The following is a 21371-nucleotide window of genomic DNA, read 5'->3' on the forward strand; positions in this document are numbered from 1 at the left end:
ATTGAAAAAGATACAGTCTAGACACTCATTAATGTCTAAACTGTATCTTTTTTAATGTTTGAAATCAATATTGGAAAGATGTTTTCTATAATTATCTAATGCCATTTTTGATTGTGTAATGAAGTCTAACGATGATTGATAATTAAGAGCTATATAACGATAATATAGGATATCGATCGTAAACATTTGTGCAAATAATGATGTAGTCGCACCCATTCGCATTTCATTTTCATCTGATTGTCCATAATCTAGTACTATATCTGACATCTGAGAAATAATATTTTTTGAAGAACTTGTAATTGTAATAATTGGAATATGATAATCTACTACAACTTTAGCAATGGCTTGCATTTCACTTTGCATACCATTATTAGTAATAAAAACAACACAATCTCGACTATCACAGGATGCTAACATAGTAGTGAAAATATGTGTCTCTTGTACAAGTTGTACATTCATTCCAATACGAGATAGCTTTTGATATAAATCAGTTGCAACGACAAATGAAGCGCCATAACCATATATGAAAATGCGATTCGATTGTTTAAATTGATCACAAATACGATCAATTGTTTTATCGTCTAGTGTTTCATTTGCATTATTCAAAGCACCTTTAGCACGAGAATGCATCTTCTTTTTTAATGATGCTGTACTTTCATTGTCAACTAATTCCACATTGTAGACCGTGGTCTCTTTTGGTAAATATTTAGATAAACCAATTTTTAATTCGTGAAAACCACCTTCAGTGACTTTTTTGCTAAATCTAATAATAGAAGATGGACTTGTATCAAGTTCTTGTGCTAGATCTTGAGAATTCATTTGCACAACATGGTGCGGTGCATTCAAAATATAATTTGCTATTTTTTTCTCATTTTTTGTTAAATAGGGATACTGGTTATCTATTTCATATAAAATGTTTGTCATTTTAATCACCCAGTTTATTAGAGTTTCTCATTTCTTTAGTCGTTCCAAATAAATAAGTCATGATAAATCCACCGATATATGCTGACAGCAATCCAGCAATATAACCTAAATACATATTATCTGATATCAGTGGCAATAGTGATAAGCCACTAGGTCCTACAGCTTTAGCTCCAATATGACCAATACCGCCAATGACGGCACCTCCAATACCTCCACCTATACAAGCAGTGAAGAATGGTCTTCCAAGCGGCAAGGTTACACCGTAAATCAGTGGTTCCCCGATACCTAAGAATCCAACAGGTAAGGCACCTTTTAATGTGTTTCTTAGTGGTTGATTGTGTCGGCATCTAACCCATAATGCTAATGCAGCACCAACTTGACCTGCACCCGCCATTGCAGCAATAGGTAGTAGATAAGTTGCACCAGTACTGTTTATCAATTCAATATGAATTGGCGTAAAAATATGGTGAAGTCCTAACATTACTAGTGGAAGGAAAAATGCACCGATGATAAATCCGCTAAAGACACCACCAACGTCTATTACCCAATTAACGACGTGAACTAAACCATCTGATACAAACCCAGCCATTGGCATGATGATAAAAATAGTTAATAATCCTACTCCGAGTAGGGATAATGTTGGTGTGACGATAATATCTATAGCATTTGGAGTTACTTTATGTAGTCTTTTCTCAATAATGCTCAGTATCCAAACAGCGAATATAACACCTATAATTCCACCTTGACCAGCAACAAGTGGTTCACCAGTGAAAATATTTTTAATCGGATTTTCATCAGTCAGACCAGTTAGTAGTGTTGTGCCACCAATGACACCACCTAAACCAGGAGTTGCGCCAAATACTTTAGCACTATTGATACCAGTGAAAATGGCTAGATATGCTAACATTCCGTCTTTAATCACATTTAATACGGTTACGAGTTGTTTCATAAAATCCCCAGAAATCATATGAGCAGTAAGCATATTATTGAGCACAGCTGCAATACCACCGATTAAACCTACACCGATAAAAGCGGGGATTAAAGGAATAAAGATATTTGAAATTGATTTCAAGAAACGTTGCCATTTACTATGTTTTCTTGATTTTTGGTAGTGCTTTTTATTTTCTTTTGCAAGTTCTTTAGCTTGAGATTGATAACTTTGATTGTCCGAATAGGAGATATCTTCACCTAACGGTACATGGCTATAATCTGCCATATGTCCTGCCACTTTCTCTACTACACCGGGACCCACAATGATTTGAAGTGTTTCATCTTCAACGATGCCTATGACACCTTCTATTTGATGTAATTCATCATAATTAACTATATCTGGATTCTTAATGGATAACCGCACTCTAGTCATACAATGCATGATACGCTGTATATTACGCATTCCACCTACCGCATTGATGATTTCTTGTGCGAGTCTGTCTTCTTTACTCATAGAATTAGCCCCCTTAACCTTTGATGGCTTGCTTAATCACACCATTATGTTGTAATAATTTGTTTTGTGCATCATCTTTAGTTGTGTCACATAAATACATCACAACAGCAGTTTTAATGTTTTGATCGGCTTTTTCATAGAGTAACTTAGCTTCTTCGTCATTTAAATCACATATATCTTTAATAATTCGAATAGAACGTTGAATTAATTTTTGATTTGTTGGTTTTAAATCTACCATCAAGTTATCGTAAACTTTCCCTACACCAATCATCGTCATGGTAGATATCATATTGAGAATGAGTTTTTGGGCTGTACCTGATTTTAAGCGAGTTGAACCGGTTAATACTTCTGGTCCGACAGGTACTTCCAACACATATTGTGTTAACTTACTCATCTCACTGTTTGTGTTGCAAGAAAGAGATACGCTTACGGCGCCAACCTCGTTTGCATAGGCTAAAGCGGCTTTAACGTAAGGTGTACGTCCACTAGCAGAAATACCAATCACTATGTCATCTTTTGATAGTTGAATTGCCTTTAAATCAGCTTTCCCTTGTTCTTCATTATCCTCCGCACCTTCAACAGCTTCTGTCATAGCCTTACTTCCACCGGCAATAATACCTATGACTTCATCGGGTGAAGTATTAAATGTAGGTACGCATTCTGCTGCATCTAAAACACCTAATCGACCACTTGTGCCTGCACCAATGTATATCAATCGACCATGTTTCTTGAATTTAGATATCGCTTCTTTGATGACTTTTGTTAATTCAGGAATGATCGGTTCTATAGCTTTGGCAACGAATTGATCTTCGTCATTCATCGTTTGAAGTGCTTCTTGAATTGACATTTCATCTAAATGCATAGTCTCTGTATTACGTGATTCAGTCGTTAAATGATTCAATTGTCATTGCTCCTTTAAACATTTAAATTCAAAAGTATCACCTGGCGCTATCAAATGGATAAATGGTTGATCCTGTTTATAAATTCGTGCAATACGATTGATATTTGGATGTCCTTGAAGTGGTGATTTAATTACTTGTAGTTCACCTTCATATCGACCATTCAGATGATTATCGATAGTAATATCTCCGGGTAATCTTTGGTCGATACCAACGGCTTCAATAGTTTGATTAATTAAGTGTCTAGATTCATAAGAACGTATGATATGTTCGGGCGAATCGATTCTTGAATGATGCTTAGTAAATAGTATATTTGACAGGTCATCATTGATATTTTCAGTGACATTAACACGCAGTTCAAAGTGTCGTTGGACACACATTTGATAGAGTTGACGCGCTAAATTTAAATCAAACCTAGTATCTCCAATAATAATATTTGAGATACCAACACGTTCTAATTCATGAACCGCGAAACAAGGATGCTGATTACGATGTACCTCGATAGTTGGTAAACCTTTAAAAATGGGTCCTCTTAATTCAGTTCCTGGAATGAAGGCATATATATCTGCCATTGAATCAAAAGAATGTATGAGTGCATTTTGTTGTTCGACAAATGTCGCACTTAATCCAGTATCCGGCCTTGGATAATAATTATGACAGTATACTAGTGATTGAATATTTGAATGACGATATAGCGTGGATAATTCACTTTGAGTTATCGTACTTGCGTTAATGCAACATCGATAACCGTGTTGCTGTATATCATGAATAAGATTGATATTAAGGTCGTGATCGATTCTGATAACAAAATCCCCATGAGCGTATTGATCTAATAAACTGTAAAAGTGGTGATTAAGTAAAGAAGGATTCACATCAATAATAAAGGTGATTGAATATTGAGATAATATCTGACACAATTCCCCAAAATGTATCAGTGTAAGTTGATCATCCTCTTCGGGTATTTGTAGAGAAGTAAAAATAGTATCGTATCCCTGAGATACCATTGATTGAATATAAGATTGATTTAATTTACTTCCTAACGAGACCGAGAAACCGAGCATGATCATCCTCCTCATTTATAAGCTTAATCATATCCGATTATAACGCTAATATTAGTCATTTACAATTTACATTTTAGATTTAGGTTTTTTTTTTACAAAAATATTAATAAATAAAATAAATAGTACTTTTGGAGAATAAAATACGAAAAATATAATGAGGGAAATAAGTAGAATTAAAAAGTGTGATCTTTAAATTGAATAAGTGTACGGTAAATCATATTTTGGTATTCGATAATATGATGAAAAATATCACCATAATTAATAGTATGAAGCGGGTATTCGACGAGGTAAGCAATTAAATTTTGATAATGAGTGAAATGACTTAAAGAAGTACAGTTGCGGTTTGTTGAATTTGTCTTAATCCAATTACTTTCTTTAATGATGAATGTATTAAATTCATTTAATGATGGTTCAAATTTGCTATAATGTGATACTAAGTAATATTTTAGCATTTCAGTATGTGTGATAAGTTGTGTTAATTTTAATTCAATATGGTTTAATGTTTCTTGAGAATTCATAAAGCCTCCTTAGTAGTTAAATGTAAAAAGAAAGGAAATATAGATATGAAACTTTCGAACAAAGGGTACCGTTTTAAAGATATTGCTTGGAGAGATTTATTTTTAATACCAATTATCTTTATAACAATGATGATATTTTCAAGGATAGGTGTAAATATATTAAATACGCATTATATACATATAGATCGATTAATGGGTGAGATGGTTGCTACCGTTGCACAAACCATGAGTTATGTTATTGCCATTTTATGTTTTTACCTTATGCATATCAGTTCCTTTTCAGAACGCTTGAAGAATGGGATTAATTATATAAAAAAGCATTGGAAATTTTTAATTGTGATGTTCATTATCTCAATTTGTGCGTCAAAAGCCTATGAATGGATGATGGAATTATTACCGCAATCATGGCAATTTAATGAAACACAGAATGAATTAGCATTAAATCAATTATTTAAGACCCCTCTATTTTTACCAATCACTTTTATATTGATAGTGATTGTTGGGCCTATCGTTGAAGAGATTGTATTCAGACATATCATTATAGGTGAATTAGGAAAAAAATTTAATTTTATTTTTATGGGGATTATCTCCGCTGTAACATTTTCACTAATTCATGTAAGTGATGCTAAATCACCATTAGAATTTGGTGCATACTTTATACTCGCAGTTATTTTAGTATTCGTATATTTAAAGTCAAACAGAAATTTAGCGTCTTCTATTACGATTCATATGCTCAATAATCTATTATCATTTATAATCACGATATATACAATTTCTATGTAATATACAATAAACCCAACTGATTACACGTGTAAATCAGTTGGGTTTAAAAATTGTTGATAATTATCAATCGTAATATCATGCGTTTTAATTGTTTTTTCAAATGAGTAGGAGATATCTTGTATATCTTTAATAGGGAGTTCTCGTGTAGAACCTAGTCCAATTTCAAATACCACAGCATGCCACTGACCATCTTTACATAATAGACCAATAAAGATAACGTTCTCCGCAATAGTTTGATTGTCTTCATAAAAATCTACAAGCATGACATTTCGTTCAGTACAGTAAATTAAAATATCGGAAAAGATATTTGGAAGTGTTATCTGTGCGGTATCTTCGAATTTTATATAGTAATCCATTTTTTTTAATAATTTTCGTACACGCGTTTGAGGTAAAGTTAAACATTGTTTAAGTATATCTTGAATTTCTTTAGTATAGGGTAGCGTAGAATAAGATTGACTTTCATTTAAGGTAAGAAATAGCGCAGACAATTGACTATCAGTCAAAGTAAGTGCAATTTTGGCTTGTGCATCTTGAATTTTGTAACCACCCTGGCTACCATGAGAAGCATGAATTTGAACACCTTGATTTTCTAAATCATCAATATCTCTCAGAATGGTACGTTTTGATACATTAAAACGTTTGGCTAATTCAGAAGCAGTTATTTTATTACTTTGTTGTATTTCTGTTATTAAGCGATTTTGTCGTTCTAACTTATTCAATGAAAGTCACCTCCAAATTAACATTACATATTACAATGATTATATCATATAAGCGACAATGATGACATTTATAGCGCATTTTTGGATTAAAAAGTGAAAAAATGGTCTAAAAAAATTTTGGAAAACGCTTACAAAAGAAAACGCTTTATGTTAATATATTATTTGTAACAGGGGGAGCGATTAACAAAGGGGTAGAGCTATATAAAAGATAGCTGGTAATCGTTCGAGTTACACTAAAACATCTTCAATATTTATTACTTACTTTCCTTTCTATTTGTCGGCTAGCATAAGACTAGCCGATTTTTTTATGTAAAAAGATGCAAATGGACACTGGCATGTTACTATAGCTATTAACACATTTAATTTAATTAATTATGATAAAATCATTAATATTTTTAGATATATAGGAAGGTGTTATTAATGCATAACATTGATTTGCACAAGATAGATGAAATGATAACAAAATGGTTGAAAAACGTAGACCAAATCATCCCAAATTTAATCGCGGAAATGGAAACAGATACAAAGTTAAATCGCTTTGACTTAGTGACAAATGTGGATAAACAAATTCAAAACGAATTTCAAGTATTCCTACAAACACAACTTGAAGGTCATCGGTTATTTGCAGAAGAAAAAAATAATGATGAGATAGATCCTAGACAAGGACATGTTTGGATTATGGAGCCTATAGATGGTACGTCTAATTTGGTGAAACAACAGGAAGATTATTGTATTATTTTAGGTTATTTTGTAGATGGCGAACCTAAGCTTTCATATATATATGATTACCCACATCAACATTTATATAAGGCTATTGAAAATGAAGGCGCATTTGATAATGCGCAAGTGATGAAACAACCACCTAATATGGATATAGAAGAAGCCATATTATCGTTCAATACACAAGTCATGAATGATGAAACGATTCATCAATTATATGATGCGTCTTTTAGTCATAGAATTATTGGTTCTTGTGGCTTAGATTCAATTAGGGTGATTAAAGGTCAATTTGGTGCACATATCAATACTAATCCTAAACCTTGGGATATTGCCGCACAATTTTTATTTGCGAAAGAACTTGGGCTGAAAATGACAGCGTTAAATGGTGGACCTATAGATTTATCAACAGCTGCGCCATTTATTATTAGTAATGAAGGATGTTACTCCGCAGTACTTGAAATTTTAAATAGTGATATGGGTTATGAAAGATAAGATAATGTTCGATATTAAAATCATTATTCCATATTCCATTAGGATTAATATTTTTACAATAAATTTCGCATAATAAGACTTTAGAAGTATAGTAAAAATATTTTTCTATTATATAATAATAAAGGTATATAGCATGTAAAGTAATTATGGAAAAGGAATGATGGGTGTGCGCAGAACAGAAAAAAATAGAATGAGTCTACCAGCTAAAATTTTAGTTTGGTTTGTTGGCATATTATTTATATTAGCGCTATTAGCAATGATATATGTCATTGCCAAGATATTTATTACTGGAGATAAAATACATAATCCTTTAAATAGAGATTATTCACATTTAAGAAACGGCAAAGTTAATTTGAAAAATGGTGATCCATTCACGATAGCATTATTTGGTGTAGATTCGGATGCTGAACGTAAAGCGCAAGGTGGCGGATCTCGTAGTGATACGATTATGATTCTATCTATTAATCCAAAAGAGAAGAAAACAGAGATTGTAAGTGTACCTAGAGATACTCAAGCTAAAATGGTTGGTAAAGGTACAACAGAAAAAATAGCACATGCTTATGCGTATGGTGGTCCTAATATGGCTGTCAATTCATTAGAAAAATTAATGAATGTTCCCATTGATCATTACGCAACGATCGATATGGATGGATTACATGACATGATAGATACTATGGGTGGAATTGATGTTGTAAGTAACGATACCTTTACAACAAACGGAATACATTTTGAAAAAGGTAAGAAAACGCATGTTAATGGTGAAGAGGCGATGAGCTTTATTAGAAGTCGTAAAGAAGAAGGTGCTGGTGGAGATTTCGGCCGTCAAGAACGCCAACAACTCATTCTAGAAGCTATGGCTAATAAAATGACTAGTGCGTCATCGATTACACATTTTGCACCGTTAATGAATGAAATACAAAAGAATGTTAAAACAGATCTGTCATTAGGAGAACTCAATACAATTAGAAGTAAATATAAAGATGCTAATGATACAGTGAGTAGACATCAATTAGATGGTCAAGGCGGCATACAAGATGACGGATTATATTACTTTGTACCTAGCGATAGCTCACTTCAAGAGAACACGAATTTACTTAAAGACAATTTGAATTTATAACGATATCATAATAAATAATAACCAGTTTAAATTAAGGGCAATAGCGATAGTTTAAAATCGTCGCTATTGTCTTTTTTTAATTCGATTATTTGTATTGGTTTAAATACTCACATTAAACAATCAATTAAATTTTAAAAATACTTAACATTGCATGGTTAAAGTTATACAATTAAACTGATTCTATCTATACATATATGTGTGGGGCATTTTAAATAGATGGAAGTTAGACATTATAACGTTAGCATATACGGAACTATATATAATGGGGTGAAAATATGAAAGAACATTTAATCGTCACTCTAGATGGTACAGATTATTTGGTTGAACCAGGTACCAACTTACTTGAATTTATACGTTCGAGAGATACGTTCGTACCAGCCATTTGTTATAACGAGTCAATGGGGTCTATTCAAACTTGTGATACCTGTACTGTAGAAATTGACGGCAAAATAGAAAGAGCTTGTGGCACAACTATTGATAGACCAATGACAGTCAATACAACTACGGATCATGTACAAGCATCTCAAAAAGAAGCATTAGATCGTATTTTAGAAAAACATATGTTGTATTGTACAGTGTGTGATTATAACAATGGAGACTGTGAAATTCATAATACGATGGACGAGTGGGGGCTTCAACATCAAACTTATGAATATAAAGAAAAGCCATATGAAAAAGATTATGGTCCATTCTACCGCTATGATCCGAACCAATGTATTTTGTGCGGACGTTGTGTAGAGGCATGCCAAGATATTGAAGTAAATGAAACAATCAGTATTGATTGGGATCGTGAACATCCTAGAGTTATTTGGGATAATGATGTACCTATTAATGAATCTTCATGTGTATCATGCGGCCAATGTGCAACAGTTTGTCCATGTAATGCCATGATGGAAGTCAATATGGAAGGTAACGCTGGATATATGACAGATACTGAACCAGGTTCATTAGCTGCAATGATTGATTTAACTAAAAAGGCTGAACCAGGTTATGGTCCATTATTTGCTATTTCTGATTCTGAAGCGGAAATGCGTAAAGAGAGAATTAACAAAACCAAAACAGTATGTACATACTGCGGTGTAGGTTGCTCATTTGAAGTATGGACTAAAGATAGAGAAGTGTTGAAAGTACAACCTTCACATGATTCTCCAGCTAATAAAATTGCATCATGTGTGAAAGGAAAATTCTCTTGGGGACATATTAATTCTGATCAACGTTTGACGAAACCACTTGTGCGTAAAGATGGTCAATTTCATGAAGTTGAATGGGAAGAAGCGTTAGATGTTATTACAGATAATTTCAAACAAATTAAAGACAAATATGACGCAGATCATTTGGCATTCATTTCCTCTTCAAAAGCAACAAATGAAGAGTCATATTTAATGCAAAAACTTGCACGACAAGTCATTGGAACGAATAATGTTGACAACTGCTCAAGATATTGCCAAGCACCGGCTACTAAAGGATTATTTAGAACTGTCGGGCACGGTGGTGATTCAGGTAGTATTGAAGACCTTGAAAAAGCAGCAATGACTGTATTAATTGGTACAAATACTGCTGAGGCACACCCTGTTATTGCATCACGAATGAAACGAGCTCAAAAATTATTTGGACAAAAATCACATGTATTTGATATTAGAAAACATGAAATGGCTGAACGTGCAGATGAATTTTATCAACCGAAACCAGGTACAGACTTAGTATGGTTAGGTGCTGTAACGAAATATATTATTGATCATGATCTGCATGACAAAGCATTCCTAGACGAATGGGTAGATGATTTTGAGAAGTATTATGAATCATTAGCACCATTTACGATGGCATTTGCAGAAGAAGCTACAGGCATCCCTCAATCACGTTTGATTAACTTTGCTAAAGAAGTAGCTAAAGCAGAATCAGTATCTATTTGTTGGGCAATGGGTATCACACAACAAGATATCGGAAGTGATTCAAGTACTGCCATTTCAAATTTATTACTAGTAACAGGTAACTATAGAAAACCAGGTACAGGTGCATATCCATTACGTGGACATAATAACGTTCAAGGTTGTAGCGATATGGGTAGCATGCCTGACCAATTTACAGGTTATCAAAAAGTAGTTGATGATGATGTTCGTGCGAAATTCGAAAGAGAATACGGCGTCGAATTAAATAAGAAACCAGGTCGAGATAATCATCAAATGATAGAAGGTATTCATAATGGTGAAATTAATTCACTATATTTATATGGTGAAGATACAGGAATAGTTGATTCTAATATCAATTTTGTTCAAGCTGCCTTTGAAAAACTAGACTTTATGGTTGTTCAAGACGAATTCTTAACTTATACAGCAACTTATGCAGATGTTGTATTACCAGCTAGTCCGTCATTAGAAAAAGATGGCACATTCACTAATACTGAACGTCGAATCCAAAGGTTATACCAAGCACTTGATCCTAAAGGTGACTCTAAACCAGACTGGAAAATTTTCCAACTTATCGCAAATCGTTTAGGATTTAACTGGAACTACAAACATCCAAGCGAAATTATGGATGAAATTGCACGTGTGACACCATTATATGAAGGTGTAAGTTACGACTTATTAGAAGGCTTTAATAGTTTACAGTGGCCAGTGCATAAAGATGGTACAGATGAGCCATTACTTTATTTAAATGGATTTAACTTTGATAACGGTAAAGCAAAACTTTATCCATTAACATTCGATAATTTCTTCAAAGAAGATGAAGTGTATGACTTACATGTTAATAATGGTAGATTATTAGAACATTTCCATGAAGGAAACATGACATATCAAACTGAAATGATTAAATATAAAGTGCCTAATGCCTTTGTAGAAATCTCACCAGAACTTGCTGAAGATAGAGGTATTCATGAAGGTGCACAAGTTAAATTAATTTCTGAAACTGGCGAAGCTACATTAACGGTACATGTTACAGATCGCGTAAGTGGAAAACAAATTTACATTCCTTTAAATAATGATGCTTTAGAAAATGGTAATATGGGTGCAATCAACTTACTTACTAATAGTGATGTAGATCCATACACAGATACACCATCGTATAAACGTACAAGTGCAAGAATGGAAGTGATAACTAAACGTGGTAAATCACCGCTAAACCCAACTAACTTCCGTGTAGACAAACAACGTAATCCACAATATAGTGTCAGAGTTGATAAAAAATGGGCGCGTCCAGACTATATTTTCCCAGGAAATCAGGTGAATGACTGATGGCAGAAAGAATAACTCAAATTAAACGCATGGAAAAATCAGATGAACAAGTCAAAGCAGATAATCTCAATGAAGTGTTAGATGCAATATCTGAGAATAAAGATAGTATCATGAAAGCAATTCGATTAGTTAAAGTTTTAGACGAAGCGAAATTGTTAGACGCACTATCTGGTGGTATTAAAGGTAGACAAGTTATTATTAATAAATTTGCAGTCGAATTAAATAAAGATATTTATACTGGATTATTATCTAATATGGCATCATTAGTATTTTTACTTGGCGACTTAAATGTTAAAGACTTAAGTGAGATGCTCAATAGACTGAATAAAGGTATGCATGTAGCCAATCAAGCAAGTAGCCATTCCAAAACGAGTGTTCGAAGCTTGCTAGGGGTTCTTAAAGATGATGATATGAATAGAAGTATCACCTATATGCTTAATTTATTAAAAGGTATGTCTCGAGAAGATTAGATATAAGAAGAGGTCAGAACAAACAACTTTTGATGAACAGGTTTGTCAAAAGCGTGATGGATGATTCATTTTCCATCACATGTTCTGACCTTATTTCTTTATGTCGACATTTACAAATTAAATCATGTATCATGTAGGATAAGTATTATTTTAAGTGAATAGAGGTGTCATATGATTAATCCCAATATATTAAAAGCTATGGCTATCGTATCTAATGTTTTATTAGTGATTGGTATCATCTTTTTAATAATGTTGAAGTTGATATTAGCCATCACATTTTTTACGGTATCGTTGGCTATTAGTTTAGTAATATTTAATGTACTATTTCGTGATAGAACAGGTATGAAGATTGCAATTAACGTATCATTCTTTATCGTTGTCATAGCAATTGTAATCGCATATGTCGTTTTGTCTAAATAGTTAAAATAGGAGCTTTTATTGAATGAAGAAATTGAGTAAGTCCCGTGTAAGTACTATTATTATCCTCTTACTATTGATTGTTTTCGGAATACTGTATATCATTTTTGATACTAATTTATTTAATAATGATAAACGTGTGTCTTTTAACGAAGCGGTCTCACGTCAACAAAATAAAGGCGTACTTAATATGAAAGAAGATCATGGTGAGTTTAAAAAAGCAAATGAAAATGATATTAAAAAGGCCATGTCAATTCATCATGGCGATAACAAACTCAAATATATGGATATTTCCGAAAAAGTACCTATGTCAAAAGAAGAAGTTAATAAAATGCTTAAAGGAAAAGGGATTTTAGAGAATCAAGGGCAAAGTTTTATAGATGCTCAAGATAAATATGAAGTTAATATTATATACTTAATCAGCCATGCAATTGTGGAAACTGGAAATGGTGACTCTGAATTGGCACATGGAATCAAAGATGGTAAACACAATTATTATAATTTTTATGGTATCGGTGCATTTGATGAGAATGCGGTGCATACTGGTAAAAGTTATGCCAAAAAGGAAGATTGGACATCGCCACGAAAGGCAATATTAGGTGGAGCAAAATTTGTAAGGAATCAATATTTTGAAAATCAACAAATTTCACTTTATCAAATGAGATGGAACCCGAAAACACCAGGACAGAATCAATATGCAAGTGACATCCACTGGGCTGACAATATAGCAAAAATAATGAAGAAATATTACGAACAATTTGGAATCAAAAAAGACAAAGTTCGAAAAGATTATTACATTTAAATTATAAATTGATAAGAGTATCTGCTTGAAAGCGAGCGGTATACTCTTTTTATTGTGGCAAGCATATCTTTAGTTTACTCAATTTTGTAAATGTATGAGATGTGATAAAATATATAAGAATCACAATGTTGAGGTGGAATCATATGAAAATCGCAATTGTCGGTGCAGGGATCGGTGGCTTAACAGCGGCTGCACTATTACAAGAACAAGGTCATAAAGTTAAAATTTTTGAAAAAAATGATGCAATTAGAGAAGTGGGTGCGGGTATAGGTATTGGTGACAATGTCATTCAAAAACTACACAACCACGATTTAGCGAAAGGTATAAAAAATGCGGGTCAGAATTTAACATCAATGCAAACGCTTGATGAGCATAATAAACCATTGATGACTGCGCATTTAAAACGAGATACACTTAATGTTACATTATCTCGTCAAACACTAATCAGTATTATTCAGTCTTATGTACAACAAGACAGCATTTATTTAAAACATGGCGTAACTAAAATAGATAATAGTAATTCAAAAGTCATTCTTCATTTCATGGAACAAGAAAGTGAAGCCTTTGATTTATGTATTGGTGCAGATGGCATACATTCAATTGTTAGAGAAGCTATTGATAGCCAAAGCAAGGTTCAATATCAAGGCTATACATGCTTCCGTGGGCTAGTCGATGATATTCATTTAGATGAAACGGATGTAGCTAAAGAATTTTGGGGCAAACAAGGACGCGTTGGTATTGTGCCATTAATTGATAACCAAGCATATTGGTTTATCATAATCAACGCTAAAGAAAAAGATGTCAAATACCAATCATTTGGTAAGCCACATTTACAAGCACGATTTAATCATTATCCCAATATTGTAAGACAAATATTAGATAAACAAAGTGAAACAGGCATTATATTAAACGATATTTATGATATGAAACCACTAAAATCTTTCGTTAAAGAGCGTACTATTTTACTAGGTGACGCAGCACATGCAACAACACCTAATATGGGTCAAGGTGCAGGACAAGCTATGGAAGATGCAATTGTATTAGCTAACTGTTTAAAATCATATGACTTCAATGAAGCATTAGAAAGATATGATAAATTAAGAGTAAATCATACAGCAAAAGTGATTAAAAAATCACGTAAAATTGGAAAGATTGCACAATATCATAACAGTTTGATGATCAAATGCAGAAATACAATGATGAAAATATTACCGAATAAAATTGCTTCAAACCAAACTAAATTTCTTTATAAATCTAAAGAAAAATAGTGTATAAGTAAAAAGGCAATCCAAATCAATGATGTGATTTGGATTGCCTTTTGTTTTACTGTTGAGGATTAACAATGAATTGCGGCGTTTTGCCATTTAATTTTTTAATTGTATCATTTGCTACAATTTTAGCCATCATATCTCTTGCTTCAAATGTTGCATTACCAATATGTGGTGTAAGTACAACATTTTTAAGCGATTTTAATTCATCTGTAATTTTAGGTTCAAATTCATATACATCTAATGCTGCACCTTCAATTTCTTTGTCTTGTAAGGCTTTTACAAGTGCTTGTTCATTAATGATTGGACCACGTCCAGCATTAACAATATAAGCTGTAGATTTCATCTTTTTGAATTGTTCAGTATCAATTAAGTGATGTAAATCAGGATTATAGGCAGCATTAATTGTGATGAAGTCTGCATTCTCAAGTAATGTATCTAAATCAACATATTTAGCACCGATATCTCGTTCTTTTTCCTCTTTACGATGAGGTCCAGTATATAAAACATCCATATCAAATGCACGTGCACGTTTTGCAACTGCACCACCAATTTCTCCTAATCCAATAATGCCAATGGTTTTCTCAGAAACTTCTCTACCTCTAAAGAATAGGGGAGCCCAACCATCAAAGCCTTTCGTACGTGATAACTCGTCGCCTTCAACAATACGTCTTGCGACACTTAAGATAAGACCAATGGTTAAATCAGCTGTAGCATTGGTTGAAGCTTTCGGTGTGTTTGTCACATCAATATCTTTCTCACGTGCATAGTCAATATCTACATTATTAAAACCTGCACCATAGTTAGCAATGATTTTTAAATTTTTAGCACTATCAATCACATCTTTATCTACATTAGTTGATAATAAACTTACTAATGCAGTGGCATCTTTAACACCATTTATTAGCGCATCTTTACTAATTAATCCCTCATCATCGTACATTTCTACTTCGAAATGTTCTTTGAGAAGGTTTAAACCGACCTCTGGAATTGCACCTGCGATAAATACTTTTTCCATCCTAATCACTCCTTTTATCAACAGTATATAAAAAGATAATACTCTAAACAATGAATAAACATATGAGCTGAATAATATATTAATTGATTAAACGTAATCCAATGACTGATCCTAGTATAAGTAGAATACAAAGAATTCTCATAATATTTTTGGATTCATGATAAAAGATCATACCTATCATCGTACCCCCAGCTGTACCAATACCTGTCCAGATAGCATAAGCAGTACCCATAGGAATATCTATCATTGATAGTTTTAATGTACTAAAACTACATACAAAGGCAATACCAATGAGAAGAATGAAAATTTTATGTTTAGTTCTAGACCATTCATTCATCAATATAACACCAATCACTTCTAAACAACCTGCGATTAAAAGATACACCCAAGCCATTATTTGCTACCTCCTTCAACATCATCCGTTTTGGAAAGCTTTAAACCTATAATACCTATTATTAATAAAGTAACTAATAATATTTTCATAAATGTAAAAGGTTGGTTGAAAAATAGTATATCGACGATCACAGTACCAGCTGCTCCAATGCCGACGAATATCGCATACACTGTACCAACTGGTAAAGATTTCGTAGCATTGATGACGAGATAAAAGCTTAAAATGATAAAGATAAGTGTAAATAACCAACTGAAAATTGAATCAGCATTATTCAGTCCAGTAACCCATATGATTTCAACTAGTCCTGCTAGAATGACTTTTAACCATTTCAATGTAAAGGTCCTCCTTATCAAATAACAATAAGAATATTCTCTCAAATTTAAAGATATAGGGCAAAGTTTGAAATTGATGTCGTTAAGATACATTTTCAAAATAAGTTTTATTATATATGTATTTCAATATTAGGGAAGCATATTCTAAAAAAGGATGTGAATAGGGGAATAATTTATAGAAAGAAAAAAGCCTGTAAATGCTTAATTAAAAGCATCTACAGACTTTAAATGTCTATTTCATATATGAATTAGATATGAATATAATTATATGAGCTTGCTTCACCTGCAGAAATAGTACGTGTGCTTACTGAGAAAGGTCCACCGCTATAGTTCATTTCAGAAACTGTAACTGAACCGTCAGAACCAACACTTTCAACATAAGCAACGTGACCATAACCACCTGCTGATGATTGTAAAATTGATCCAGCTTTTGGTGTATGATTGACTGTATAACCAGCTTGTTGTGCAGCTGATGCCCAGTTTCTAGCGTCTCCCCAAGTTGAGCCTACTTTTCCGCCAACTTTGTCATAAACGTACCAAGTACATTGACCAGCTGTATATAAGTTACCAGAAGCAGATCTTTCTGATGTAGTATTGCTAGTAGATGTTTGAGCTGTATTATAATTATATGATTGATTATTTGATTGATTAAATTCTGCAGCATCTGCGTGATGAGCAGTTGTACCGAAATATGCAGCGCCAATGCCTGCTGTTAATGTAGTAATAGTTGCGATTTTTTTCATGATAAATATCCTCCCGAATTTTGTTTGGTTTTATTATGTAAGAAGATACGGCGTAGCGAACCGGAAATCATCTTCATTTACCAATTTAAGTTTTATCGTTTTTACGACAAGAGTAACTTTAACAGAAAATCATTACCTTGTGCGGAATGTTACAGCATCGTAATTAAATTAAAAAAACCATGACGCTCGCTGTAATAAACGAGAATCATGGTAATAAAAGTTTGTAACGCTTACAAAGTGCATCCACACTGATTTATAATTAATTTAATAAATGACCATCAATCATAAATATTACAAAGAGTTGTAATAAATGTGTTAGAGATTATTTGAAAAATCTAATGCTAAGTGGAATTAGGTATTCATTGCCATTATAGTATTTAACACATGCAATAATAGTAAAAATAAATGAAACAAAGGCTAAAACCATCATAATAATAAAGCCAATGATATAGATAATAAAACCTACAGTCATAGAGGTATCAGTACCCATACTTAACCCGATAAAAAATGGAACTAACATAACAACTAATATAATTATTGTCCAAATTGTATAGGAAATAACAAAGTTTAAGTAATTTTTACCAGCTTTATTAACGAAACGAGATTCTTTATGTTTGATTATCCAAATGATAAGCGGACCAATAAAACCACTGAATAAACTTAATAAATAGATTAACATAGCCATTAATCGAGATTCTTGGTTATCTGAATCAACTACTTCAGAAGATTGATCATGTAAAACATCATTCTGATTGTGTTCTGTCATGGTATTACCTCCATTTTATATGTAAATTAAATTTATTACATCTTTACTATATCAAATAATTATAAATTGATAAATAAGTTTTTAGATTTACTTATAACATGATATACGTTATTGTTCATTTAAAGGTTTAATTCATTTAAAATAAGGATATATAAAATTATTACAAGTTAATGGGTTGAAAATAATTGAGACGTTAATCATACCTAATTCAAGTATTTAAACATAAATGTCCAATTAAAAATGATTGTTACATCTATAATGTTTGATTTTAGTATTTAGTAGTTGTAGCAAGATTGAAAAATAGAGTGGGACTAAGAAATCTTTTTATAAAAGTCATTTCAGTCCCGCTTTTTTAATGAAAGAAAAAGATTAAGAAAGAGAGAGGATTTTAATGAAAATAGCAATTATTGGTTCAGGTAATGGTGCTGTAACAGCTGCACTAGACATGGTGGATAAAGGTCATGAGGTTAAATTGTATTGTCGTAACCAATCTCTAGAAAAATTCAATAAAGCAATAGAAAAAGGTGGATTTGATTTTAATAATGAAGGAGAAGAAAAATTCATTCAGTTCACGGATATCAGTGATGATATTGAATATGTGATGAAGGATGCAGATATTATACAAGTCATTATCCCATCTTCATTTATCGAATATTATGCAAAAGTGATGTCTTATCATGTCACAAATGATCAACTGATATTCTTTAATATCGCTGCATCAATGGCATCTATACGCTTTATGAATGTACTTGAAGATAGACATATTGATGTAATGCCTCATTTTGCTGAAGCTAATACATTAACTTATGGTACACGCGTTGATTTTAATGAAGCACGTGTCGATTTATCATTGAACGTGCGTAGAGTATACTTCTCTACATTTAATCGAGAAGAATTAAATGACAGTTATGATAAAGTTTCACAAATTTATCCGAATTTGGTTAAAGAGGAAAGTTTACTTAAAACCAATTTAGAAAATGGTAACCCAGAGGTACATCCAGGGCCTACTTTATTAAATGTTGGACGTATTGATTATGCAGATGAATTCTCACTATATAAAGAAGGGATTACAAAGCATACTGTTCGTCTACTTCATGGTATTGAATTAGAACGTTTGAATTTAGGGCGTAAATTAGGATTTGAATTAGAAACTGCTAAAGAATCTAGAATTCAAAGAGGCTATTTAGAACGTAAAGATGAGGATGAGCCGTTAAATCGTTTATTTAATACGAGTCCAGTATTCTCTCAAATTCCTGGTCCTAATCATGTAGAAAATAGATATTTAACAGAAGACATTGCATATGGCTTAGTACTATGGTCTAGCTTGGGACGTGTGATTGATGTACCTACGCCTAATATTGATGCAGTGATTGTCATTGCTTCTACTATTTTAGAACGTGATTTCTTTGAAGATGGTCTAACAGTTGAGGAACTAGGATTAGATAAATTAGATTTAGAATAGTGATTTAAAAATATGGAAAGGAAAGAGGTCTTGTTTCAAAAAGAAAAGTAAAGGGGTTTAGATATATGAAAAGACAACCAACTTTTTTAGAGTCTATATCTACAATTATAGTTATGGTAATCGTAGTAACAACAGGATTTGTCATCTTTAATATACCTATTCAAGTTTTATTACTTATATCTTCAGCTTATGCAGCATGTATTGCTTATCGGGTAGGATTACGTTGGGAAGATTTGGAAGAAGGGATATCTAAACGATTGAATACAGCGATGCCGGCGATATTTATTATTTTAGCTGTGGGTATTATTGTAGGTAGTTGGATGTTCTCCGGTACTGTACCTGCACTTATTTATTATGGTCTTAATTTTTTAAATCCAAGTTATTTTCTAGTTTCTGCTTTTATCATTAGTGCGATTACGTCAGTAGCGACTGGTACGGCATGGGGGTCAGCATCAACTGCTGGTATTGCGTTAATATCAATCGGAAATCAATTAGGTATTGAAAGTGGTATGGCTGCAGGCGCTATTATTGCTGGTGCAGTATTTGGTGACAAAATGTCACCACTATCAGATACGACCAACCTAGCCGCATTAGTTACAAAAGTCAATATCTTTTCACATATTAGATCGATGATGTGGACTACGATACCTGCTTCTATCATTGGATTAATTGTCTGGTTTTTTGCAGGATTAAAATATCAAAGTCATACGAATCCTAAGCAAATTAAACAACTACTTCATGAATTAACACAGGTATACAATATTAATATATTTGTATGGATTCCATTAATTGTGATTATAGTATGCTTACTATTAAAAATTTCTACTGTACCTGCGATGTTAATATCAAGTTTAAGTGCACTTTTAGTAGGAACATTTAACAATCATTTCAATATTGTTGATGGTTTCAAGGCAACATTTAATGGTTTTAGTCATACTATGGTAAATCAAAGTCATGTTTCAAATAGTGTCAAAGCACTAATAGAACAGGGTGGCATGATGAGTATGACTGAAATTATCGTGACCATATTCTGTGGGTATGCATTTGCTGGTATTGTTGAAAAAGCCGGTTGTCTAGATGTTTTATTAAAGACAGTATCAAAAGGTGTGAATTCTGTTGGCACACTTATATTAGTAACAGTAGTATGTTGTCTCATGCTAGTTTTTGCAGCTGGTGTCGCATCTATCGTTATTATAATGGTAGGGGTACTTATGAAAGAAATGTTCGAAGAGAGACATTTATCCCAAACTGTATTATCTCGAACATTGGAAGATTCAAGTACAATGGTATTGCCTTTAATACCTTGGGGAACATCAGGTATATACTATGCACATCAATTAAATGTAAGTGTTAATGACTTCTTTATATGGACCGTTCCTTGTTATATATGTGCAATCATTGCAGTTATTTATGGCTTTACAGGAATAGGAATTAAAAAAATTAATAAAAGTGAAGTTTAAATGAATGAAAATGTGGAAAGTATTAAATAAGTTAAAACAATTACATAGATATAAATTGTAGCGATTATATCTGAATGATGTTTTAACTGATAAATATCCTTCTAATTAGAGTAGTGATTGAGTTTTGTAGCGGAATTTAATCATGAAATATTAGACTAAACGAATTCTTTTAAACAACATTTAATAAATTGCCAATTATTATGTAGAAAAAGCGAATCAAGAAAGATTATTTGAATTTGTTTGTAACCAAGAACCGGGTAAGGTTGTAGCGATATTACCTGGTTTACTTGGTTATTAACGAGACAGTTATTTAGTTACTGTTCTCAATTAAA

General features: G+C 32.6%; 21 protein-coding genes. 10 read left to right on the plus strand and 11 right to left on the minus strand.

What is annotated here, in order from left to right; all coding sequences use genetic code 11:
• Window positions 1-51: 51 nt before the first annotated feature.
• The 5 genes from P7F85_RS02870 to P7F85_RS02890 form a co-directional block, all read right to left on the minus strand.
• Window positions 52-924, minus strand: a complete 873-nt coding sequence (locus P7F85_RS02870) for a MurR/RpiR family transcriptional regulator (protein ID WP_002467023.1) — start codon at window positions 922-924, stop codon at window positions 52-54.
• A 1-nt stretch (window position 925) separates the two neighbouring features.
• Entirely contained in the window at window positions 926-2368 is a 1443-nt protein-coding gene (locus tag P7F85_RS02875) for a PTS transporter subunit EIIC (RefSeq protein ID WP_447158562.1), read from the minus strand.
• Window positions 2369-2381: 13 nt separating this feature from the next.
• On the minus strand, window positions 2382-3269 hold the full coding sequence (murQ, locus tag P7F85_RS02880; protein WP_002467025.1) for an N-acetylmuramic acid 6-phosphate etherase: 888 nt from the start codon (window positions 3267-3269) through the stop codon (window positions 2382-2384).
• A gap of 3 nt (window positions 3270-3272) precedes the next feature.
• Window positions 3273-4328 (minus strand): MupG family TIM beta-alpha barrel fold protein, encoded by a 1056-nt coding sequence (locus P7F85_RS02885; protein ID WP_002467028.1) that lies wholly within the window; start codon window positions 4326-4328, stop codon window positions 3273-3275.
• 173 nt (window positions 4329-4501) lie between these two features.
• Window positions 4502-4846: a hypothetical protein gene (locus P7F85_RS02890; protein WP_002467029.1), complete on the minus strand. Its 345-nt coding sequence runs from the start codon at window positions 4844-4846 to the stop codon at window positions 4502-4504.
• A gap of 45 nt (window positions 4847-4891) precedes the next feature.
• Between P7F85_RS02890 and P7F85_RS02895 the strand changes: the two genes are divergently transcribed.
• Window positions 4892-5629, plus strand: a complete 738-nt coding sequence (locus P7F85_RS02895) for a CPBP family intramembrane glutamic endopeptidase (protein ID WP_002467021.1) — start codon at window positions 4892-4894, stop codon at window positions 5627-5629.
• Between the two features lie 20 nt (window positions 5630-5649).
• Here the strand turns inward: P7F85_RS02895 and P7F85_RS02900 are convergent, their stop codons facing one another.
• On the minus strand, window positions 5650-6348 hold the full coding sequence (locus tag P7F85_RS02900; protein ID WP_002467024.1) for a helix-turn-helix transcriptional regulator: 699 nt from the start codon (window positions 6346-6348) through the stop codon (window positions 5650-5652).
• 420 nt (window positions 6349-6768) lie between these two features.
• Between P7F85_RS02900 and P7F85_RS02905 the strand changes: the two genes are divergently transcribed.
• From P7F85_RS02905 to P7F85_RS02935, 7 genes are all read left to right on the plus strand, one after another.
• Window positions 6769-7560 (plus strand): inositol monophosphatase family protein, encoded by a 792-nt coding sequence (locus P7F85_RS02905; protein WP_046464422.1) that lies wholly within the window; start codon window positions 6769-6771, stop codon window positions 7558-7560.
• 157 nt (window positions 7561-7717) lie between these two features.
• A complete protein-coding gene (locus P7F85_RS02910) occupies window positions 7718-8677 on the plus strand; it encodes an LCP family glycopolymer transferase (RefSeq protein WP_002467026.1) in 960 nt (319 codons plus the stop codon).
• A gap of 275 nt (window positions 8678-8952) precedes the next feature.
• Window positions 8953-11907 carry a formate dehydrogenase subunit alpha gene (gene fdhF / locus P7F85_RS02915; protein WP_046464421.1) on the plus strand — a complete coding sequence of 985 codons (2955 nt, stop codon included), beginning with the start codon at window positions 8953-8955 and terminating at the stop codon, window positions 11905-11907.
• Complete coding sequence (locus P7F85_RS02920) at window positions 11907-12377, plus strand: DUF1641 domain-containing protein (RefSeq protein WP_002465484.1); 471 nt, start codon at window positions 11907-11909, stop codon at window positions 12375-12377. The genes fdhF and P7F85_RS02920 overlap by 1 nt, the downstream gene beginning before the upstream one ends.
• A 171-nt stretch (window positions 12378-12548) precedes the next feature.
• Window positions 12549-12797: a hypothetical protein gene (locus P7F85_RS02925; protein WP_002465485.1), complete on the plus strand. Its 249-nt coding sequence runs from the start codon at window positions 12549-12551 to the stop codon at window positions 12795-12797.
• A 22-nt stretch (window positions 12798-12819) separates the two neighbouring features.
• On the plus strand, window positions 12820-13596 hold the full coding sequence (locus tag P7F85_RS02930; RefSeq protein WP_002465481.1) for an N-acetylglucosaminidase: 777 nt from the start codon (window positions 12820-12822) through the stop codon (window positions 13594-13596).
• A gap of 143 nt (window positions 13597-13739) precedes the next feature.
• Entirely contained in the window at window positions 13740-14864 is a 1125-nt protein-coding gene (locus P7F85_RS02935; RefSeq protein ID WP_447158563.1) for an FAD-dependent monooxygenase, read from the plus strand.
• Between the two features lie 55 nt (window positions 14865-14919).
• On the opposite strand, the gene P7F85_RS02940 is transcribed toward P7F85_RS02935, so the two are convergent.
• The 5 genes from P7F85_RS02940 to P7F85_RS02960 all read right to left on the minus strand — a co-directional run bounded on the left by P7F85_RS02940 (window position 14920) and on the right by P7F85_RS02960 (window position 18117).
• Entirely contained in the window at window positions 14920-15882 is a 963-nt protein-coding gene (locus tag P7F85_RS02940; RefSeq protein ID WP_002465506.1) for a 2-hydroxyacid dehydrogenase family protein, read from the minus strand.
• Between the two features lie 79 nt (window positions 15883-15961).
• Window positions 15962-16276, minus strand: a complete 315-nt coding sequence (locus P7F85_RS02945) for a DMT family transporter (RefSeq protein WP_002465510.1) — start codon at window positions 16274-16276, stop codon at window positions 15962-15964.
• On the minus strand, window positions 16276-16608 hold the full coding sequence (locus P7F85_RS02950) for a DMT family transporter (RefSeq protein WP_270251576.1): 333 nt from the start codon (window positions 16606-16608) through the stop codon (window positions 16276-16278). The genes P7F85_RS02945 and P7F85_RS02950 overlap by 1 nt, the downstream gene beginning before the upstream one ends.
• A gap of 248 nt (window positions 16609-16856) precedes the next feature.
• Complete coding sequence (locus tag P7F85_RS02955) at window positions 16857-17351, minus strand: CHAP domain-containing protein (protein WP_002465512.1); 495 nt, start codon at window positions 17349-17351, stop codon at window positions 16857-16859.
• Window positions 17352-17673: 322 nt separating this feature from the next.
• Window positions 17674-18117 (minus strand): DUF4870 domain-containing protein, encoded by a 444-nt coding sequence (locus P7F85_RS02960; RefSeq protein WP_002465507.1) that lies wholly within the window; start codon window positions 18115-18117, stop codon window positions 17674-17676.
• Window positions 18118-18508: 391 nt separating this feature from the next.
• On the opposite strand from P7F85_RS02960, the gene P7F85_RS02965 reads away from it, so the two are divergent.
• Together P7F85_RS02965 and nhaC are read left to right on the plus strand one after the other, a co-directional pair.
• Window positions 18509-19579 (plus strand): NAD/NADP-dependent octopine/nopaline dehydrogenase family protein, encoded by a 1071-nt coding sequence (locus P7F85_RS02965; protein WP_002465508.1) that lies wholly within the window; start codon window positions 18509-18511, stop codon window positions 19577-19579.
• Between the two features lie 65 nt (window positions 19580-19644).
• A complete protein-coding gene (gene nhaC / locus P7F85_RS02970; protein ID WP_002465511.1) occupies window positions 19645-21039 on the plus strand; it encodes a Na+/H+ antiporter NhaC in 1395 nt (464 codons plus the stop codon).
• Window positions 21040-21371 lie beyond the last annotated feature (332 nt).

The sequence above is a fragment of the Staphylococcus sp. aM genome (assembly GCF_052975125.1).

Bases quoted from the DNA above. Each gene is read 5' to 3' on its own strand.
- P7F85_RS02870 (WP_002467023.1), bottom strand. From the start codon at position 924: ATGACAAACATTTTATATGAAATAGATAACCAGTATCCCTATTTAACA.
- P7F85_RS02875 (WP_447158562.1), bottom strand. From the start codon at position 2,368: ATGAGTAAAGAAGACAGACTCGCACAAGAAATCATCAATGCGGTAGGT.
- P7F85_RS02885 (WP_002467028.1), bottom strand. From the start codon at position 4,328: ATGCTCGGTTTCTCGGTCTCGTTAGGAAGTAAATTAAATCAATCTTAT.
- P7F85_RS02890 (WP_002467029.1), bottom strand. From the start codon at position 4,846: ATGAATTCTCAAGAAACATTAAACCATATTGAATTAAAATTAACACAA.
- P7F85_RS02895 (WP_002467021.1), top strand. From the start codon at position 4,892: ATGAAACTTTCGAACAAAGGGTACCGTTTTAAAGATATTGCTTGGAGA.
- P7F85_RS02905 (WP_046464422.1), top strand. From the start codon at position 6,769: ATGCATAACATTGATTTGCACAAGATAGATGAAATGATAACAAAATGG.
- P7F85_RS02910 (WP_002467026.1), top strand. From the start codon at position 7,718: ATGATGGGTGTGCGCAGAACAGAAAAAAATAGAATGAGTCTACCAGCT.
- fdhF (WP_046464421.1), top strand. From the start codon at position 8,953: ATGAAAGAACATTTAATCGTCACTCTAGATGGTACAGATTATTTGGTT.
- P7F85_RS02920 (WP_002465484.1), top strand. From the start codon at position 11,907: ATGGCAGAAAGAATAACTCAAATTAAACGCATGGAAAAATCAGATGAA.
- P7F85_RS02925 (WP_002465485.1), top strand. From the start codon at position 12,549: ATGATTAATCCCAATATATTAAAAGCTATGGCTATCGTATCTAATGTT.
- P7F85_RS02930 (WP_002465481.1), top strand. From the start codon at position 12,820: ATGAAGAAATTGAGTAAGTCCCGTGTAAGTACTATTATTATCCTCTTA.
- P7F85_RS02935 (WP_447158563.1), top strand. From the start codon at position 13,740: ATGAAAATCGCAATTGTCGGTGCAGGGATCGGTGGCTTAACAGCGGCT.
- P7F85_RS02940 (WP_002465506.1), bottom strand. From the start codon at position 15,882: ATGGAAAAAGTATTTATCGCAGGTGCAATTCCAGAGGTCGGTTTAAAC.
- P7F85_RS02945 (WP_002465510.1), bottom strand. From the start codon at position 16,276: ATGGCTTGGGTGTATCTTTTAATCGCAGGTTGTTTAGAAGTGATTGGT.
- P7F85_RS02955 (WP_002465512.1), bottom strand. From the start codon at position 17,351: ATGAAAAAAATCGCAACTATTACTACATTAACAGCAGGCATTGGCGCT.
- P7F85_RS02960 (WP_002465507.1), bottom strand. From the start codon at position 18,117: ATGACAGAACACAATCAGAATGATGTTTTACATGATCAATCTTCTGAA.
- P7F85_RS02965 (WP_002465508.1), top strand. From the start codon at position 18,509: ATGAAAATAGCAATTATTGGTTCAGGTAATGGTGCTGTAACAGCTGCA.
- nhaC (WP_002465511.1), top strand. From the start codon at position 19,645: ATGAAAAGACAACCAACTTTTTTAGAGTCTATATCTACAATTATAGTT.